Source organism: Silvimonas iriomotensis, from assembly GCF_014645535.1.
GTDB lineage: Bacteria > Pseudomonadota > Gammaproteobacteria > Burkholderiales > Chitinibacteraceae > Silvimonas > Silvimonas iriomotensis.
Genome location: NZ_BMLX01000003.1, coordinates 390,069 through 406,079, shown reverse-complemented (window position 1 = coordinate 406,079; position 16,011 = coordinate 390,069). Strand labels below are relative to the sequence as shown.

At 61.7% G+C, this 16,011-nt stretch carries 16 protein-coding genes; 4 read left to right on the top strand and 12 right to left on the bottom strand.

The window, feature by feature from the left end; all coding sequences use genetic code 11:
• Positions 1-11 precede the first annotated feature (11 nt).
• Both IEX57_RS13350 and IEX57_RS13345 read right to left on the bottom strand, forming a co-directional pair.
• Positions 12-176 (bottom strand): hypothetical protein, encoded by a 165-nt coding sequence (locus tag IEX57_RS13350; RefSeq protein WP_188704840.1) that lies wholly within the window; start codon positions 174-176, stop codon positions 12-14.
• A gap of 101 nt (positions 177-277) precedes the next feature.
• On the bottom strand, positions 278-1,183 hold the full coding sequence (locus IEX57_RS13345; protein ID WP_188704839.1) for a DMT family transporter: 906 nt from the start codon (positions 1,181-1,183) through the stop codon (positions 278-280).
• 97 nt (positions 1,184-1,280) lie between these two features.
• Here IEX57_RS13345 and IEX57_RS13340 point away from each other — a divergent pair, with 97 nt between their 5' ends.
• Positions 1,281-2,057 (top strand): AraC family transcriptional regulator, encoded by a 777-nt coding sequence (locus tag IEX57_RS13340; protein ID WP_229709018.1) that lies wholly within the window; start codon positions 1,281-1,283, stop codon positions 2,055-2,057.
• A 163-nt stretch (positions 2,058-2,220) separates the two neighbouring features.
• On the opposite strand, the gene IEX57_RS13335 is transcribed toward IEX57_RS13340, so the two are convergent.
• Positions 2,221-3,354 (bottom strand): ABC transporter substrate-binding protein, encoded by a 1,134-nt coding sequence (locus IEX57_RS13335; protein WP_188704838.1) that lies wholly within the window; start codon positions 3,352-3,354, stop codon positions 2,221-2,223.
• Positions 3,355-3,843: 489 nt separating this feature from the next.
• Here IEX57_RS13335 and IEX57_RS13330 point away from each other — a divergent pair, with 489 nt between their 5' ends.
• Complete coding sequence (locus tag IEX57_RS13330) at positions 3,844-5,838, top strand: peptidase U32 family protein (protein ID WP_188704837.1); 1,995 nt, start codon at positions 3,844-3,846, stop codon at positions 5,836-5,838.
• A 76-nt stretch (positions 5,839-5,914) separates the two neighbouring features.
• On the opposite strand, the gene IEX57_RS13325 is transcribed toward IEX57_RS13330, so the two are convergent.
• Both IEX57_RS13325 and ypfH read right to left on the bottom strand, forming a co-directional pair.
• The gene (locus IEX57_RS13325; protein WP_188704836.1) at positions 5,915-6,928 is read right to left on the bottom strand and encodes a hypothetical protein; all 1,014 of its coding nucleotides are present in this window, start codon (positions 6,926-6,928) and stop codon (positions 5,915-5,917) included.
• 127 nt (positions 6,929-7,055) lie between these two features.
• A complete protein-coding gene (ypfH, locus tag IEX57_RS13320) occupies positions 7,056-7,721 on the bottom strand; it encodes an esterase (RefSeq protein ID WP_188704835.1) in 666 nt (221 codons plus the stop codon).
• A gap of 120 nt (positions 7,722-7,841) precedes the next feature.
• Here ypfH and IEX57_RS13315 point away from each other — a divergent pair, with 120 nt between their 5' ends.
• A complete protein-coding gene (locus tag IEX57_RS13315; RefSeq protein WP_188704834.1) occupies positions 7,842-8,291 on the top strand; it encodes a MarR family winged helix-turn-helix transcriptional regulator in 450 nt (149 codons plus the stop codon).
• Positions 8,292-8,380: 89 nt separating this feature from the next.
• Positions 8,381-9,619, top strand: a complete 1,239-nt coding sequence (locus IEX57_RS13310; protein WP_188704833.1) for an MFS transporter — start codon at positions 8,381-8,383, stop codon at positions 9,617-9,619.
• A gap of 45 nt (positions 9,620-9,664) precedes the next feature.
• Here the strand turns inward: IEX57_RS13310 and IEX57_RS13305 are convergent, their stop codons facing one another.
• The 7 genes from IEX57_RS13305 to IEX57_RS13275 all read right to left on the bottom strand — a co-directional run bounded on the left by IEX57_RS13305 (position 9,665) and on the right by IEX57_RS13275 (position 15,875).
• Complete coding sequence (locus tag IEX57_RS13305) at positions 9,665-10,066, bottom strand: DUF4259 domain-containing protein (protein WP_188704832.1); 402 nt, start codon at positions 10,064-10,066, stop codon at positions 9,665-9,667.
• 107 nt (positions 10,067-10,173) lie between these two features.
• The gene (locus IEX57_RS13300) at positions 10,174-11,043 is read right to left on the bottom strand and encodes a transporter substrate-binding domain-containing protein (protein ID WP_188704831.1); all 870 of its coding nucleotides are present in this window, start codon (positions 11,041-11,043) and stop codon (positions 10,174-10,176) included.
• Between the two features lie 218 nt (positions 11,044-11,261).
• Complete coding sequence (fghA, locus tag IEX57_RS13295; protein WP_188704830.1) at positions 11,262-12,092, bottom strand: S-formylglutathione hydrolase; 831 nt, start codon at positions 12,090-12,092, stop codon at positions 11,262-11,264.
• An 11-nt stretch (positions 12,093-12,103) separates the two neighbouring features.
• On the bottom strand, positions 12,104-13,213 hold the full coding sequence (locus IEX57_RS13290) for an S-(hydroxymethyl)glutathione dehydrogenase/class III alcohol dehydrogenase (RefSeq protein ID WP_188704829.1): 1,110 nt from the start codon (positions 13,211-13,213) through the stop codon (positions 12,104-12,106).
• 218 nt (positions 13,214-13,431) lie between these two features.
• Positions 13,432-14,052 (bottom strand): MlaC/ttg2D family ABC transporter substrate-binding protein, encoded by a 621-nt coding sequence (locus tag IEX57_RS13285; RefSeq protein WP_229709017.1) that lies wholly within the window; start codon positions 14,050-14,052, stop codon positions 13,432-13,434.
• A 138-nt stretch (positions 14,053-14,190) separates the two neighbouring features.
• The gene (locus tag IEX57_RS13280; RefSeq protein ID WP_268238347.1) at positions 14,191-14,856 is read right to left on the bottom strand and encodes a Type 1 glutamine amidotransferase-like domain-containing protein; all 666 of its coding nucleotides are present in this window, start codon (positions 14,854-14,856) and stop codon (positions 14,191-14,193) included.
• Between the two features lie 98 nt (positions 14,857-14,954).
• A complete protein-coding gene (locus IEX57_RS13275; RefSeq protein WP_188704828.1) occupies positions 14,955-15,875 on the bottom strand; it encodes a transporter in 921 nt (306 codons plus the stop codon).
• Between the last annotated feature and the right edge of the window lie 136 nt (positions 15,876-16,011).

Sequence of the window (16,011 nt, the reverse complement as noted above, 5' to 3'; positions counted from 1 at the left end):
AGCCTGCGCCATCAGGACGCCTTGCCGCCCCGCCCATGCAGGGGCGGCGGCGTCTGTTTGTGCGGCACATGGTTGTGGCGATCGATGGCGATGGCGTTCTGGCGCAATTGCCGTTGCGCCTGCAAACGCGGTTCAAGCGGATTGTGGGCATCCTTGCCGTCTGGATCGTGCCTCATGATGGGTACTCCGGTGGTGCATGGTTTCACCGTATACCTTTGCCGGCGCCTGGCCTGTCAGTCAGAGGGCATTCAGCGGCACAGACGGTACCCACAACACATCATGCGGCCGCGCGGCCTGGCGCAAACAGCGGCTGGCGCCAGGTTTGCGCCAGGGCCACCCCCGCCAGCGCTATGCCGCCGCCGACCAGATGCCAGGTGTGCAGTTGCTCGCCAAACCAGCCCACGGCAATCGCCGCTGTCGCGACCGGCAACAGATTCATGAACATGGCACAGCGATTGGGCCCCAGCAGTTTGACGCCCTGCATCCAGAAAAACGGCAGGATCACGCTGGCCAGTGTCCCGGCATAGGCAATCAGCGGCAGGCTGGCCCGATTGGGCAGGGCCGCGCCGGGCGGCAAGCGCAGCACCACCACCAGCATGAACAACATGGCGCAGATGGCCTGGATATAGGTCGATTGCCAGGACGGCAAACCCGTCTGCCAGCGGCGCAACAGCACGCCATACAGCGCATAAGACAAAGCCGCGACCAGCATCAACATATCGCCGCTATGCACGCCGCCGGAGATCAGCAAAAACGGCTGTCCTGCGGTGATCAGATAAACCAGCCCGCCAAACGAGATCGCGCCACCGGCCAGCATGCCCAGCGTGGGGGACTCGCCCAGCAACAGCACCGACCACAGCATGGTCAGCAGCGGCACCAGCGCAGTCATGATGGCCATATTGGTGGCAGTGGTGGTGTGCGCCGCCTGGTAAGACAAACACTGGAACAACGCCATGGCCAGCAAACCCAGGCAGGCCAGCCGGGGCCAGTGCGCGCGGATCAGCGCGCGGTTGCGCCAGGCCGGCTTCAGGACAAAGGTACTCATCAACGCCACCGCCAGCACCAGTCGCCAGAAGGTGATGGCAAAGGGGTCGATGGTATGGGCCGACAAGCGCGAGACCATGACATTGCCGGCCCACAGCAAGATGGCAAACAGCGGAAACAAAAACGCAAAAGCAGACATGACAATCAGCCCTTCTGGAGTGGAATGCTGATGCTGCCGCCGCAACAAGCGGCCGTCTCACGCTAAACTGGCAATATCTATCGCAAAACTGCCATCCATGATCGCCACGCCCTCGCCTGATGTGCATATCCAGCATGAAGACACGCCCATGCCGGTGGCGGTACTGGCGGCCGATTACCCCAACGGCGCCTTTGTTGCCCCACACCGGCATCGCCGCGCGCAATTGTTGTATGCGGTCGAGGGCGTGATGCTGATTGAAGCGGCCAGCGGTCGCTGGGTGGTGCCGCCCACGCGCGGCGTCTGGCTGGATGCCGGGCTGGAACACTCGGTGCGTATGAGCGGCCATGTGCGCATGCGCACCGTGTTTGTCGAACCCGGCACGGTGGCGCACTTGCCGCAGGGCAGCTGCGTGGTAGAGGTCCAGCCCTTGCTGCGGGAACTGATTCTGGCGGCAGTGAATATCCCGTTCGATTACACGCCCGGCAGCCGCGATGACCTTGTGATGCAATTGTTGCTGGCAGAACTGGCCGCCATTGAACGCCTGCCGCTGTATTTGCCGTGGCCGCAAGATACCCGCCTGCGCCGCTTGTGCGATGCCATCCTCTCCCACCCGCACGAAGACCACGCCAGCGCCGACTGGGCTGCCACGCTGGGCATGGCCACGCGCACGCTGCACCGGGCGTTCCAGCGGGAAACCGGCATGACGCCCGGCCGCTGGCGCCAGCACGCGCGCCTGTTGCTGGCGCTGGAACGGCTGGCGCATGGCGAGAAAATCGTCACGGTGGCGCTGGATCACGGCTACACCAGCCAGAGCGCCTTTACCGCCATGTTCAAGCGCCACTTCGGCGTGGCGCCATCGGCGTTTTATCTTTGAGGGCTGAATGCCTGTGCCATAACCCAAAAAGGCCAGACGCACCGACAACGCCGGCCAGCCGCCACTACAACCGCCACGACATCCTGCCGCCCTGGTATGCGAATTGGCGCCCCAAAAAAAACGGCACCCGCAGGTGCCGTTTTTTTATGTCCGGTCAGCCGTCTTAGCTGTGCACGTGGCCGTCTTTGTCGATCACGGTCAGATCAACAAAGCTGGAGCCCTCGTGGTTGCCGGAGGTGAACTTCACCCGGAAGCCGCCCAGGTCGTAGTCACGCAGTTCTTCCAGCGAAGAGATCAGCTTCTCGCGGGTCAGCGCCTTGCCCGAACGCTTCAGGCCTTCCACCAGCACGCGGGCGCCGATGTAGCCTTCCAGGCTGGGGTAATCCACATTGTCGATACCGCTGGCTTTCAGCGCCTTCACATAGTCGATGGTCACCGGCTTGATCGGGTTGTACGGCGAAGGCATGACTTGCGACACGATCACGCCAGAGCCGTCGTTCTTGAGCGCGGTAATCAGGGCTTCAGTACCTACAAACGACACGTTGTAGAACGGGCCGATGAAGTTCTGGGCGCGGGAAGCGTTGATGAACGCGGCGCTGGAGGTATACGCCGTCACCATGAACACGGCGCTGGCCGGCTTTTTCACGACCAGTTCATCCACGGCCTTTTTCACGTCTGCGCTGTTACGCTGCACAGTGGCAGTGGCGTTGATCTTGATGCCGTTCTTGGCGGCGGCCTCTTGCATGGCCTTCAGACCGGCCTGACCGTAAGCGTCGTTCTGGTAGAACACGTTGATGCTTTGCATGCCCATCTTTTTCATGGAGCCGGCAATTTCTTCGGCTTCATCACGATAGCTGGCGCGGATGTTGAACACGTTGCGGTTCACCGGGCTGCGCAGGCCTTCGGCGCCGGTAAACGGGGCCACAAACGGGATGCCGCTCTGGTTGATCAGCGGCAGCGCAGCGTTGGAGGTCGGGGTGCCGACATAACCAAACAGCGCGAACACGCCCTGATCCTTGATCAGCTTTTGCGTGTTGGCGGCGGTGCGATCCGGCTCGTAGCCGTCATCCAGCGCCACCAGGCGGATCTTGCGGCCATTCACGCCACCATGCTGGTTAACCCAGTCGAAATACGCCTTGGCGCCACGGTTCACGCCCTTGCCCAGTTCACCGGCCGGGCCGGAAAGTGCGGCAGATTGACCGATCACGATTTCGTTATCGGTGACGCCGGTTTCGGCGTGCGCCAGTACGGCGGCAAAAGACAGGGCGGCCAGCAGGCCCGAACGCAACGACTTCATTATGTCTCCAGAGTTAGTCGTGAATGGTGTTAACGATAACAAGTGTCCCCGGGCCATGACCCGCGCGAGTAGACGGGTCGGTCTGGGGAAATACAACGGTTGACCCATGCCGCAAGCGGCACAGACGGGGTAACAGGGTAATCAAGCGGATCACGCCGGCTTTATGCAGCGCCAGCACCGGATGGGGCGGCAAGGGGGAGGCAGGCTCTACCCGTTGCCAGAACAACCAGGCCCGTCGGTTGACCGGTATGCCATGGGGCATATCGCAACGCCGGGCATTCTGTTTTTGTATGCCGTTGTAATATATCAGAAATTGCTAAATCGTTGTCAGTCCATTCAGCGCCGCCGGGCGGATTGAACCTTTGACAAGGGCAACAAAAGGCCGCCGTGATGCGGCACCGTCCGGCATCTGGCACTTTACGCAAGGGCGCGCCAAGGCTTTGATTCTGTTATAGTTCGCAGCCTTGTTTGCCTTGCCCGGATATACCCATGAGCCTCTTGCCGCACCAACTGGAACTTCTCTCCCCCGCCAAGACCGTTGAAATTGGCCGGGAAGCGATCCTGCATGGCGCAGATGCGGTGTATATCGGCGGCCCGTCTTTTGGCGCGCGGCATAACGCCAGCAATACCGTGAGCGAAATCGCCGGGCTGGTGGAATTTGCCCACCGCTTTCACAGCCGCATTTTTGTCACGCTCAACACCATCTTGCATGACGCCGAACTGGAACCGGCGCGTCAGCTGATTCATCAACTTTATGATGCAGGCGTCGATGCACTGATCGTCCAGGACATGGGCATTGCAGAACTCGACTTGCCACCGCTGCAGCTGCACGCCTCTACCCAGTGCGATATCCGCACGCCGGAGAAAGCGCGTTTCCTGGCAGACAGCGGGTTCTCGCAAGTGGTGCTGGCGCGCGAACTGACGCTGGAAAAAATCCGCGCGGTGCGTGATGCGTTGCCGACCGATACCACCGTCGAGTTCTTCATCCACGGGGCCTTGTGCGTGGCGTATTCCGGCCAGTGCTTCATCAGCCATGCCGACACCGGCCGCAGTGCCAACCGCGGCGACTGCTCGCAAGCCTGTCGCTTGCCGTACACCCTGACCGATACCAAGGGCGGCGTGGTGGCGTTCGACAAACACTTGTTGTCGATGAAAGACAACGACCAGAGCGCCAACCTGGAAGCGCTGATCGACGCCGGCGTGCGCTCGTTCAAGATCGAAGGCCGCTACAAGGACATGGGCTACGTCAAGAACATCACTGCCCATTACCGCTTGCTGCTTGATGAAATCCTCACCCGTCGTCCGGAACTGGCGCGTGCCGCCAGCGGCCGCACCGATATCTTCTTTACGCCGGATGTGGACAAGAATTTCCATCGCGGCCATACCGATTACTTTGTAAACGGGCGGCTGGATGATATTGGCGCGTTTGATTCGCCCAAGTATGTGGGCGTGGAAATCGGCACCGTCACCCGGCTGGGCAAGACCTGGTTCGAGATCGACACCGCCGCCTCGCTGGCCAACGGCGACGGCCTGAACTTCATGAAAAAACGTGAAGTGGTCGGCCTGCAAGCCAACGTGGTTGAACGCATGGGCACGGGCGAACGTGGCGAGATCTGGCGCGTGCACCCCAACGAATACATGAGCGAGCTGGAAGGCCTGAAACCCGGCCTGACCATCAACCGCAACCGCGATCACGACTGGGAACAGGCGCTGACCCGCAAGTCGGCCGAGCGCAAGATTGACGCCTGGCTCAAGCTGACCGACGACGCCGCCGGCCTGACGCTGACCATTACCGATGAAGACGGCTGCAGCGCCAGCGTGCACGCGCCGCTGGAACTGCAGGTGGCGCAGAACGTAGAGAAAGCCCAGGCCACCCTGCGCGAGAACCTGGCCAAGCTGGGCAACACTATTTTCAATCCGGTCGACGTCAGCATTGCCACGCGGGAAACCTGGTTTGTACCGGCTGGCGCCATCAACGCGCTGCGCCGCGATGCCATTGCCGCACTGGAAACCGCCCGCGTCGCCGCCTGGCAGCGCCCGGAACGCAAGGCAGAAGTACAGCCGCCCGTGGCCTACCCGGAGACGTCGCTGTCTTACCTGGCCAACGTCTACAACGATGCGGCCCGCGCCTTTTACACCCGCCATGGCGTGCAACTGATCGCCGCAGCGTACGAATCGCACGAGGAACCGGGCGAAGTCTCGTTGATGATCACCAAGCACTGCCTGCGTTTCTCTTACAACTTGTGCCCCAAGCAGGCCAAGGGCGTGAAGGGCGTGCAAGGCCAGGTGCGGGCCGAGCCGATGACCCTGAAAACCGGCAACGACACCTACACCCTGCGCTTTGACTGCAAACCCTGTGAGATGCACGTGGTGGGCAAGATGAAGAACCACATCTTCAAAGAACCGCCGCCCTCTTCTGTGCCGCTGCAGACCATCCAGTTCCACAAGAGCGCACCGGCCGGTATTGGCGGGCGCAAGGGCTAAGGGCGGCGAATAGCCCTTGCTGGAAAAAAAAACCGGTCGCCTGGGCTGACCGGTTTTTTTGTGGCTGGCGTATACGTTATTGCTCGGCTCTGGCCTGCGCCGGGAAAGCTTTGGCTTCTTCTTTCTGATCGACATAGTGACCGGAATAGCGCGCGACGATGGTGTCGGTCGGCACGCCCTTCATGCAATCGGCCATCACCTTGTTGCCAATCGGGTAAGTCTGGTGATGCACGCTGCCGCCACCATGCACCGTGATCTGCACAGCGGGCAAGCCGGCAGCCTGTGCCTTCTGGATAAAATACTGCTGCGAATCAAACGGCACGTCGCCATCCAGCCGGTCGCTGGTCGCAAACAGGCGGAACCCGGGCATGGGCCGCGCGCGCGGCAACTGATCAACCGGGTCCCACACTTCTGCGGTGCCAATCCCGGTGATGTCCGCCGTCCAGCCCTTTTCCTGGATGCGGTATTTCACCGCCGTCACGCCGGATGACGCCACGCCACACAGGATGTCCTGGCGCTCTGAAATCAGCGCGCCCACAAGCCCGCCGCCGCCAGACTGGCCGACCACGCCAAACTGTTTGATCTGGTATTTGCGCTTGATCTGGTCCAGCGCCCCATTGACCACCAGCGTTTCATACTGCGTCCGCCGCACGCGCTGGTTGCCGCTACTGCCGTCGGTCCCCGGGCGGCCCAGCACCAGATAGGGAAAACCGCTGTGTTGCTGTTCGCGCTCGGCCATACGGGTCAGCGCACGCGGCGAGCTTTTCTCGTACTGCGGCTCTGCCATTTGCTTGCCATCCAGCCGGTCACCTTCCATGAACACAATGGTCTGATCAATCGGCGCGCCAGCCGCAAACGCGGGCGACGGGAAATACACCACGCACTCATGATACTGGCCCGCTTCTACCCACACGGCATTGGGTGTACGGCCACACTGGTCCGCCGTGGCGGTGGAGCCAGACATGATCTCGCTATTGGAAAAGTGTTCATCCATGCCATAGGTTTTAACGACGGGGGCGGCGCAGCCACCCAGCAAGGTCGCGGCCAAAGCCAGCGTACCCACTGCGGCAATCCGGAAGTGTTTGCTCATTTTTTTGCTCTTCATGTTCTGGTTATCGAGACCTGCGGAACGCGGGCCCTGACCCGCGCATACAACAACGCCCGCAAGGTGCGGGCGGTGGACAAACTCAAGACTGGGGCATTCTGGCAAACGCGGGCTAATTTTTGTTTACAGTGGTGGCGGCCTCGCCCTGGTCGGTCGCAATCAGTTGCGCAATGCGCTGCACCACCCGGCCATCCAGCCCATGACCCAGATTGGGGAAGAGATCGCAGCTGACATGCGCCCCCAGCACCTGCAACTGGCGCCAGGCATCCACGGCAAATTGCGGGTTGATCACCTGGTCATTCTGGCCATGCAAAAAGTGGATGGCCGTCTCTTGCGGGGCCACGGTGGGCAGCGTGGCAAAGCGGCCTGCCAATGAAATCACCCGCTTTGCCAGGGCTTGCGGCTGACTGGTGGATTCCAGCGCCATGATCGCCCCTTGCGAGAACCCGGCCAGCGTGGTGGCAACCGGGTGCACGCCGGTTTGCTGCTGCCAGTGGCGCACCACCTCGACAAACCGGGGCATGGCGCCGGCAATGCGCACGGGGCGGGATGCTTCGGTCACCCCCTGCACGGAAAACCATTGCCAGCCCTGGCCAAAGTCAGACGGATCAGGCGAGCGCACGCTGACAATCCAGGCCTTGGGCAACAGCGGCGCCAGCGCTTCACCCAGCGGGACGAGGTCCTCTGCGCGGGAGCCAACGCCATGAAAAAACAGCCAGAGTTCGCGGTCACTGGCGGCGACATCGGCCGGTTGCTGGATGATCAAGGCGTCTTGCATGGCAGGTTTCCTGGTAAGGACGACAGATGCCGTTATTGTCATCCGGCCGTGCCGCCAGCACCACCGGCAAATCATCAGGAAAACTTGGTAGTTTACCTTCATATATGCTAGTTTATGAGCATGGACTCATATTCATCCGATGCTGCACCGGCGCAAGCCGCTGCCCTGGCCAGCAATACCCGCTCACTGATGGGCAAATTGCGCCGCCAGCTGCGCGAGCACTCCAACCACGCCACGCTGACACAGTCGCAAATCTCTGTGGTGTTGCTGCTGGAAAAATCCGGCGCCACGGTGTCTGAACTGGCCCGGGCCGAGCACATGCGCGCGCAATCGATGAGCCCCATCGTCGCCAGCCTGATCAAGGCCGGTTTCGTTGCCGGCACACCCGATGAGGTGGATGGCCGCAAAACCGTACTGGCCTTGACCGAGGCCGGGCGCGGCTGGCTGGAAACCGGCCGCAGCGCCCGCCAGGACTGGTTGAGCCACCGTATTGAAGAACGCCTGACGGCCGCAGAACGCGCCAAATTTGCCCACGCGCTTGATCTGCTGACCCGGCTGGTAGAGGACTAACCCGGCTGCTTTGCGCCGGTGTACAAGATTGCTGGATACATCATGTTCGTGATTGCGTTTTTACCCCGCCCCAACCTGGAGGCCGTCGCATGAAACAACGCGCCGGCCTGTTCCGGGCCATGCACAATTTCAATTTCCGGCTGTGGACTGTGGGCTCGCTGGTGTCCAACGTCGGCACCTGGATGCAGCGCACCGCGCAAGACTGGCTGGTGCTCACGCAACTGACCCATCACGACGCCTCGGCCGTCGGCACCGTCATGGCCTTGCAGTTTGGCCCGCAACTGTTGCTGATGCCCTGGACCGGCGCCGCCGCCGATTACTTCAACCAGCGCAAGCTGTTGCTGGTCACGCAGGCCATCATGGGCGTGCTGGCCCTGGCGCTGGGCCTGATGACCGTGCTGGGCGTGGTGCAGTTATGGCAGGTGTATGTGTTCGCCTTTCTGTTCGGCTGCGCGTCAGCGTTTGATGCGCCGGTACGGCAGATTTTTGTCACTGAACTGGTGGGCGACAAAGATCTGCCCAACGCGGTGGCGCTCAACTCGACTTCATTTAACGCCGCCAGAATGATCGGCCCGGGCGTGGCAGGCCTTGTGATTGCGGTCGTCGGCACGGGCTGGGCGTTCTTGCTGAACGGGATTTCATTCATCGCCGTGCTGGTATCACTGCTGATGCTGCGCGTGTCTGAACTGCACCCCAACGCGCGCGCCACCAGCACCCGTGGCGGCATCATGGTCGGCCTGCGTTACACCTGGGCGCGGCCTGATTTGCGCGCCACACTGATCATGCTGTTCCTGATCGGCACATTCGGGCTGAACTTCCCCATTTTTATCTCGACCATGGCGGTCGGCGCATTTCATGCCGATGCCAAGGCATTTGGCTTGTTGTCCTCGATCATGGCAGTAGGCACGGTGGCCGGCGCACTGATGGCCGCCGGGCGTGAAAAACCCGAGTTCGGTACCTTGCTGACCGGCGCTGCCGTCTTTGGCCTGGGTTGCGCGCTGGCCGCCATCGCCCCGGATTACTGGCTGTTTGCCGCCGCCCTTGTGGTCATCGGCATTGCGGCACTTACCTTTACCAACACCACCAACAGCCTGATGCAACTGGCAACCGAACCGGCCATGCGGGGCCGCGTGATGGCCTTGCGCCTTGGCGTTGCCGTCGGCAGCACTCCCATCGGCGCGCCGATTGTGGGTTGGGTGGCCAACGTGTACGGCCCGCGCTGGGCCATGGCCGTCGGCGCAGCCTCCGGCTTTGCCGCCGCAGCAGTCGCGCTGGCGGCGCGCAAGAACATCAGCGCCTCGGCGGCGGCGGAGTCAGCCGCTACGTAAAAAGAAACGGCGCCAGTGGCGCCATTTTTCATGATCGATTGTGCCTCACAGTGTGCGCAACTGATCCCGCAGCGAGGCGGCCTCTTTCTCCCAGGCCGGGTAATCCTCTTCATTCTCCTGCCAGAGTTCTTTGAGCTCGCTACCGTTCGCCAGGACGCGCTCGATCGCGGCAATGGCATCAGGCACCAAAGCCTTCGCGGCAGTCACATCAACCTGCACTTTCCACGCGGTCAAAGAATCCGGCAGTTCCGCTACCGGCAGACCTTGCGACACCGCTACTGCAGCCGCAGCACAAAGTGCGACAGCGCCTTCCGGACTTTCCAGGTAATCCACGTCCACCGCCGCCAGTGCGTCTGCAACCGGCGCAAGCTCACCGGATGGGGCCAGGTCGTAGACCCAGTCCGACGCGTCATCATTTTCGAAAAACCGGGTACCCCAAGCGCCCACAATGACCTCCTCCAGAAAGTAAAACAGGCAAGACCCGCCCTGCGGACGGGCCCGCCGTTTTTACCGGCTCGATATCGTGGCGTCAATCAACCGTGCAGCGGAAGCGCTCAGCAACTGGCCGCCTCCAGCACGCTGCATTCGCGGCCTTTGGCGGGGTTGCGCAGTGCTTCGCGCGTCATCAGGTTGATATCGGCGCCCATCTGGTCGCTATAGCCCTTGAGCAGCGCCAGCGATTCATTGGGCCGGGCGAAAATCTTGCGCAGGCCGGTATCGACCAGTTGCCCGAAATCGCTGTCGCCCTTGCGGGTCATGATGGCGAAGGGCTCGACCGAAATCGGCGCGCCATAGACAAAGCGTGCATCTGGCAGCCCGGATTTGCGGATGGCGCTCTGACTCAGGATTTCACCATCAACATACGCATGTGCCTTGCCCTGGCTGACGGCAGCAATGCCATGTGCGGCGTCGGGCACCGCCAGTACTTTGACGCCGCTGGCCACGCGGGCAATCAGCGCCGCCTGGGATGAGCCGGTTTGTACCGCCAGCGTCTTGCCGGAGATCGTCGAGAGCGATTGCGGCCCGCCGCTTTTCAGGCTGACCAGCCGGGATTCGGTAATGTAGGTCACGATGGAGAAATCTGCCTGTTTCAGCCGCTCCCGCGTGACCGTGGTCGAGCCGCATTCCATATCAATCTTGCCGCTGGCAAGTAGCTCAAACCGGTTCTGCGCGGTGACCGGCACATACTGGATGCGCAGATTCTTGTTGTGAACCGCCGGGGCGATCTGCTCTGCCACAATCTTCTCGCACAGCGACACCATAAAGCCCGTGGGCTTTTCGTTGTCTGCCCAGGACAGCGGCATGGATGACTGGCGATAGCCGATGCGCACTTCACCATTGCTGGATATCTGTTCCAGCGTACCGGCCATGGCGGGCATGGCCAGCGCGGCGGCAAGGAAAAAGAGGGAGGATTTGAGCGGCATATGCGGTGTCCTGGCAGCTGTGTCATCAACCCCGGCCATTACGATCAATGACATCAAGCCGCGCGTAAATTGATAATTTGAGAACCTCCGATGTTGATCCCGCCCATCCGCTGCGCGCTTGCGGTGCGTCAACAAGCCTGATTGCGTCCCGCCAGGCGGCACGCCAATGAAAACGGCCGGCATATTCAGATGCCGGCCGTGGTCTGCGCAGCCTGGTTTCAGGCGTGCAGATACTGCGCGTGCCAGGCCACGTGCTCGCCAATGAAGCTGGCAATGAAGTAGTAGCTGTGGTCGTAGCCCGGCTGCAGGTTCAGTTGCAGCGGGTAGCCCACAGCGTCACATGCGGCTTGCAGCAGTTCCGGGCGCAGTTGTTTTTCCAGGAACTCGTCGCCCACACCTTGTTCCACCCGCAGCGGCAAACGCTCCGCGACATTGGCCATCAGTGCGACGGCATCCCACGCTTGCCACGCTGCCTGGTCCGGTCCCAGATAGGCGGTGAAGGCTTTCTCGCCCCATGGCACCTGGCTGGGCGCGACGATGGGAGAGAACGCCGACACACTGCGGTAACGGCCCGGGTTGCGCAGCGCCAGCGTCAGCGCGCCATGGCCGCCCATGGAGTGCCCGCTGATGGCGCGGGCGCTGGTCACCGGAAAATGCGCCTCGATCAGCGCCGGCAATTCTTCGGCCACGTAGTCGTGCATGCGGTAATGCGCCGCCCACGGTGCTTGCGTTGCGTTGAGGTAAAACCCGGCGCCCTTGCCCAGATCGTAGGCGGCGTCATCTGCAACGTCGTCCCCGCGCGGGCTGGTATCCGGCGCGACAATGGCAATGCCGTGTTCTGCGGCATAGCGCTGCGCGCCCGCTTTGCTGATGAAGTTCTGCTCGGTGCAAGTCAGCCCGGACAACCAGTACAGCACCGGCACCGGCCCGTGCGCAGCCTGCGGCGGCAGGTAGATGGCAAAGTTCATGCTGCAGCCCAGAGTGGCTGACTGATGCCGGTACACGTCCTGCCAGCCCTCAAAGCAGGCACGATGTTCTATGCGTTCCATCGCCCGCCCTTTCAGTAATGCACGACAGAGCGGATGGACTTGCCTTCGTGCATCAGATCGAACGCCTCGTTGATCTTGTCCAGCGGCATGGTATGCGTCACAAAGGGCGCCAGTTCAATCTTGCCCTGCATGGCGTCTTCCACCATGCCCGGCAACTGGCTGCGGCCCTTCACGCCACCAAACGCGGTGCCTTTCCAGCTGCGACCGGTCACCAGCTGGAACGGCCGGGTAGAGATTTCCTGGCCCGCGCCTGCCACGCCAATCACCACCGACTGGCCCCAGCCCCGGTGCGCGCATTCCAGCGCCGCACGCATGACGTTGACGTTGCCGATGCACTCAAACGTGTGATCGACGCCCCAGGTGGTCATCTCCACAATCACTTGCTGGATGGGTTTGTCGTAATCCTTGGGGTTGATGCAATCCGTCGCGCCAAATTGTCTGGCCAGCGTGAATTTGGACGGGTTGGTATCAATGGCAAAGATCCGCCCGGCCTTGGCCTGGCGCGCGCCCTGGATAACCGCCAGCCCGATGCCGCCCAGACCGAACACCGCCACGCTGTCGCCTTCCTGCACCTTTGCGGTGTTATGGACCGCGCCAATGCCGGTGGTCACGCCGCAACCCAGCAGACACACTTGTTCCGGATTGGCATCCGGGTTGATTTTGGCCAGCGAGACCTCGGCCACCACGGTGTACTCAGAGAACGTGGAGCAGCCCATATAGTGGTAAACCGGCTTGCCTTCATACGAGAAGCGCGAGGTGCCATCGGGCATCACACCCTTGCCCTGGGTGGCCCGCACCGACACACACAAGTTGGTCTTGCCGGATTTGCAGAACAGACACTCGCCACATTCGGCGGTATACAGCGGAATCACGTGATCGCCCGGTTTGACACTGGTCACGCCCTCGCCCACTTCCACCACCACGCCCGCGCCTTCATGGCCCAGCACCACCGGGAACAAGCCTTCCGGATCATCGCCCGACAAGGTGAACGCATCGGTATGGCACACGCCGGTATGCGTGATCTTGACCAGAACCTCGCCCTTTTTTGGCGGTTCTACATCAATTTCAACAATTTCCAGGGGTTTGCCTGGGCCAAATGCGACGGCGGCACGTGATTTCATGATGATCCTCGTGAGGTGGTGGGGCCGGTAGAACAAAGACATGCATTGCCGGCAGCGGCATGCAAGATGACTGGTCCAATAGACCGCGCAGTATAGCCGCGACCCGGGCGCCCGCGAAACCCGCAGCACGTCTTGCGCCCACGGGTTACGCCATGAATGCGTGCCGATTCACCTGTTGTAGCTCATCGGCAGGCACTCGCGCGGTAGATGACCGCCGCTTATTTCGTGGCCGTGCGCACGCCGGCTTTGGCATTGGCCGCCGACAACTGCTTGATCAGGCCATCCACGCCGTCTTTCTGGATGACCGAGCCAAACTGGTTGCGGTGACTGTTGATAAAGCTGATGCCTTCAATCGAGATGTCGTACACCTTCCAGCCCGCGGCGGTGTTTTCGAAATCCAGATCCAGTGCGATTGCTTGCTGGCCCGGCTGATTCACCACGCTGTGGACAGTCTGTTCTTGCGCAGTCTCACCCGGGCGCGTGCCTTTGACATCCACCTGCGCGCCTTTATGGTTGCTAAGCACGGCAACCCAGGTCCGCACCAGCATGGCCCGGAACTCGGTGGTCAGCGCTTGTTGCTGTTCCGGCGTGGCGGTGCGCCAGTATTTGCCCACCGCCAGCGCGGTCATGCGGCCAAAGTCGGCCAGCGGCACCAGGCGGGCGTCGGCCATGGTTTGCTGCTTGACCGGGTCCTGCACGTTGGCGTTGATGATTTCCAGCACATCCTTGCTCACCCCGCGCACGATGGCTTCCGGTGAAGCAGGATCGGCCGGCACGGCCAGAGCAAGAACCGGCAAGCACAGCAACGCCGCCATGAACCAATGCGTGATACGAGTCATCCAGATACCCCTAGTTGAGCAACAGGCCAGACCGGCACAATGCCAGCGTCGCCGCGCAGTCACAGTGCATGAGCCGCATTACCATCAGATGACCTGACGGTTTTGCGCCGGCGCAGTGTCGTAAAGCCAGCGACTGACTCAGGCCGTTGCCGCGCCCGCCAGCAATGCTGGCGCCCGGCCCTGCTCGTGCCAGTACACGCCGGCGCCTTCCTTGCTGGCCAGTACCGACTGCACTTTGCCGTTCACGAAATGCAGCATGGCGCCGTCATCCAGGCCGTAACCCGCCGGAATCTGCCCGGTCTGGATACAGTCGTTGAACACGCGCGGGCGTTCTGTGGTGTTGGAGAAATGCGGGCAGGCCGCGCCGGGCAGCCAGCCCAGGCCTGGCAGCGGCCGATAGGCGCCGTGAAAAGAATCGGTGAGGCCCCATTCAAACCAGCAAATGGCCCCGGCGCTGGTGCCGGCCAGCACGACACCCCGCTGCAAAGCCGTATGCAAAAGTTGATCGACACCCCATTCCCGCCAGACTGCCAGCATGCTTTTGGTATTGCCGCCGCCGACATAGATCACGTCCTGGGCCAGCAGATGCGCTTCGATATCCGCCACGTTATTGCGGAACAAAGACAAGTGGGATGGCACGCAATCGAGCTGCTCAAAGTTGCTGTAGAAGCGGCCGATATAAGACTCGGTATCGCCACTGGCGGTGGCCAGAAAACAGATACGGGGCCGCGTTGTGCGTGCTGCCGCCAGAATGTAGCGGTCTGCGATCTGGTTGGTCTCGGTAGAGAAACCGCCACCGCCCAGGGCAATGATGTGCTGGTCCAGGCCTTGTCCTTTTCGCCGGGTTGTCCTGATCAGATATTAACCGCAGATCAGGGCGATCAGGCAGGCGCAAAGCCGCGTTACAAACCGCCGCCCCAGCGTACCTGCCAGGCCAGGCTGAACTGGTTGAAATCCGTGCCGGTCCGCACCGCCACGCCAGAGCTGTAATTGAGTTTGACCGAGTTATAGCGGTTCACCGGCGCGGCGATGGTCAGGCCCAGTCTGGAGTTCTGTTGCAGGTCATTTTTGAGAACGTCATCGACCGTGGTGCGGCCGCCTTGCAACCAGGCGCCGGTTAGCGCGGCCCAGATGCCATTCGGAAAAAACCGCACCAGATTGAGCTGCACGCTATAGATGGGCGCTTGTGCCCGCTCGTGCCCGCCAAAGAAATCGTGATTGGTACTGAAGAACGTCACGCCAGTCGAGCCCTCTACCGACCAGTTGCCCAGCCGCTCGGTAAACCCGACTTCCGGTTTGACAAACCAGCGGTGCGTACCGACATTCACCAGCTTGCTGCTGTCGTACTGGCCGGTGGGTGCCGAGACCAGCACGCTGCCGCCGGCCACAAAGTCTTCGGCATAAGATGCAAAATCCGCCATGCTCAGCGCTGGCGCGCCGATGAAATTGGCCGACACCTGGAACTTGCTGTCCCCCGGGCCAGAGATATTGCGCCCCACCGCCTGGCCGCCATAGCTGGCCGTGCCCTGCATGGAGGAGTACGGCAAGCTGACACTGAACCGCGCCGATTGCCCGCCCAGGGCAAAGACATGCGCAAAGGCCAGCACCGCGGTATCCACGCGCAGCTTGGCATCATCCAGCGGAATGGCCTGATCCAGCGACATGCCGCCGTCCGCCTGCGCCAGCCCCACAATCAGGAAATTCACCCCGATCGGCGCATTGGTGTAAGAGCGCGGTTCAATCTCTGCCGCGTGCGCCTTGAGGCCAGGCCATAACAGCAGCGCCACCGACAAGCCGGTGAGTTTCCAGTAAAGGAAAAGCAAGACAGGGCAATCCGCCCGGCGATGCCTTTGCCTCATCTGAATCTCCCCTTGTCGCGTTGGCTATCTGTTTAATTTTTTCCTTGATCAACATAGCCCACGCCGCTGCGGATGTCAGTGTCGGCATGCGTGGCAAAGC

What these genes read in the sequence shown, in the direction of transcription:
- IEX57_RS13335 (WP_188704838.1), bottom strand. Translation starts at nt 3,354, where the DNA reads ATGAAGTCGTTGCGTTCGGGCCTGCTGGCCGCCCTGTCTTTTGCCGCC.
- IEX57_RS13290 (WP_188704829.1), bottom strand. Translation starts at nt 13,213, where the DNA reads ATGAAATCACGTGCCGCCGTCGCATTTGGCCCAGGCAAACCCCTGGAA.
- fghA (WP_188704830.1), bottom strand. Translation starts at nt 12,092, where the DNA reads ATGGAACGCATAGAACATCGTGCCTGCTTTGAGGGCTGGCAGGACGTG.
- IEX57_RS13285 (WP_229709017.1), bottom strand. Translation starts at nt 14,052, where the DNA reads ATGACTCGTATCACGCATTGGTTCATGGCGGCGTTGCTGTGCTTGCCG.
- IEX57_RS13300 (WP_188704831.1), bottom strand. Translation starts at nt 11,043, where the DNA reads ATGCCGCTCAAATCCTCCCTCTTTTTCCTTGCCGCCGCGCTGGCCATG.
- IEX57_RS13350 (WP_188704840.1), bottom strand. Translation starts at nt 176, where the DNA reads ATGAGGCACGATCCAGACGGCAAGGATGCCCACAATCCGCTTGAACCG.
- IEX57_RS13330 (WP_188704837.1), top strand. Translation starts at nt 3,844, where the DNA reads ATGAGCCTCTTGCCGCACCAACTGGAACTTCTCTCCCCCGCCAAGACC.
- IEX57_RS13345 (WP_188704839.1), bottom strand. Translation starts at nt 1,183, where the DNA reads ATGTCTGCTTTTGCGTTTTTGTTTCCGCTGTTTGCCATCTTGCTGTGG.
- IEX57_RS13315 (WP_188704834.1), top strand. Translation starts at nt 7,842, where the DNA reads ATGGACTCATATTCATCCGATGCTGCACCGGCGCAAGCCGCTGCCCTG.
- IEX57_RS13325 (WP_188704836.1), bottom strand. Translation starts at nt 6,928, where the DNA reads ATGAGCAAACACTTCCGGATTGCCGCAGTGGGTACGCTGGCTTTGGCC.
- ypfH (WP_188704835.1), bottom strand. Translation starts at nt 7,721, where the DNA reads ATGCAAGACGCCTTGATCATCCAGCAACCGGCCGATGTCGCCGCCAGT.
- IEX57_RS13310 (WP_188704833.1), top strand. Translation starts at nt 8,381, where the DNA reads ATGAAACAACGCGCCGGCCTGTTCCGGGCCATGCACAATTTCAATTTC.
- IEX57_RS13340 (WP_229709018.1), top strand. Translation starts at nt 1,281, where the DNA reads ATGATCGCCACGCCCTCGCCTGATGTGCATATCCAGCATGAAGACACG.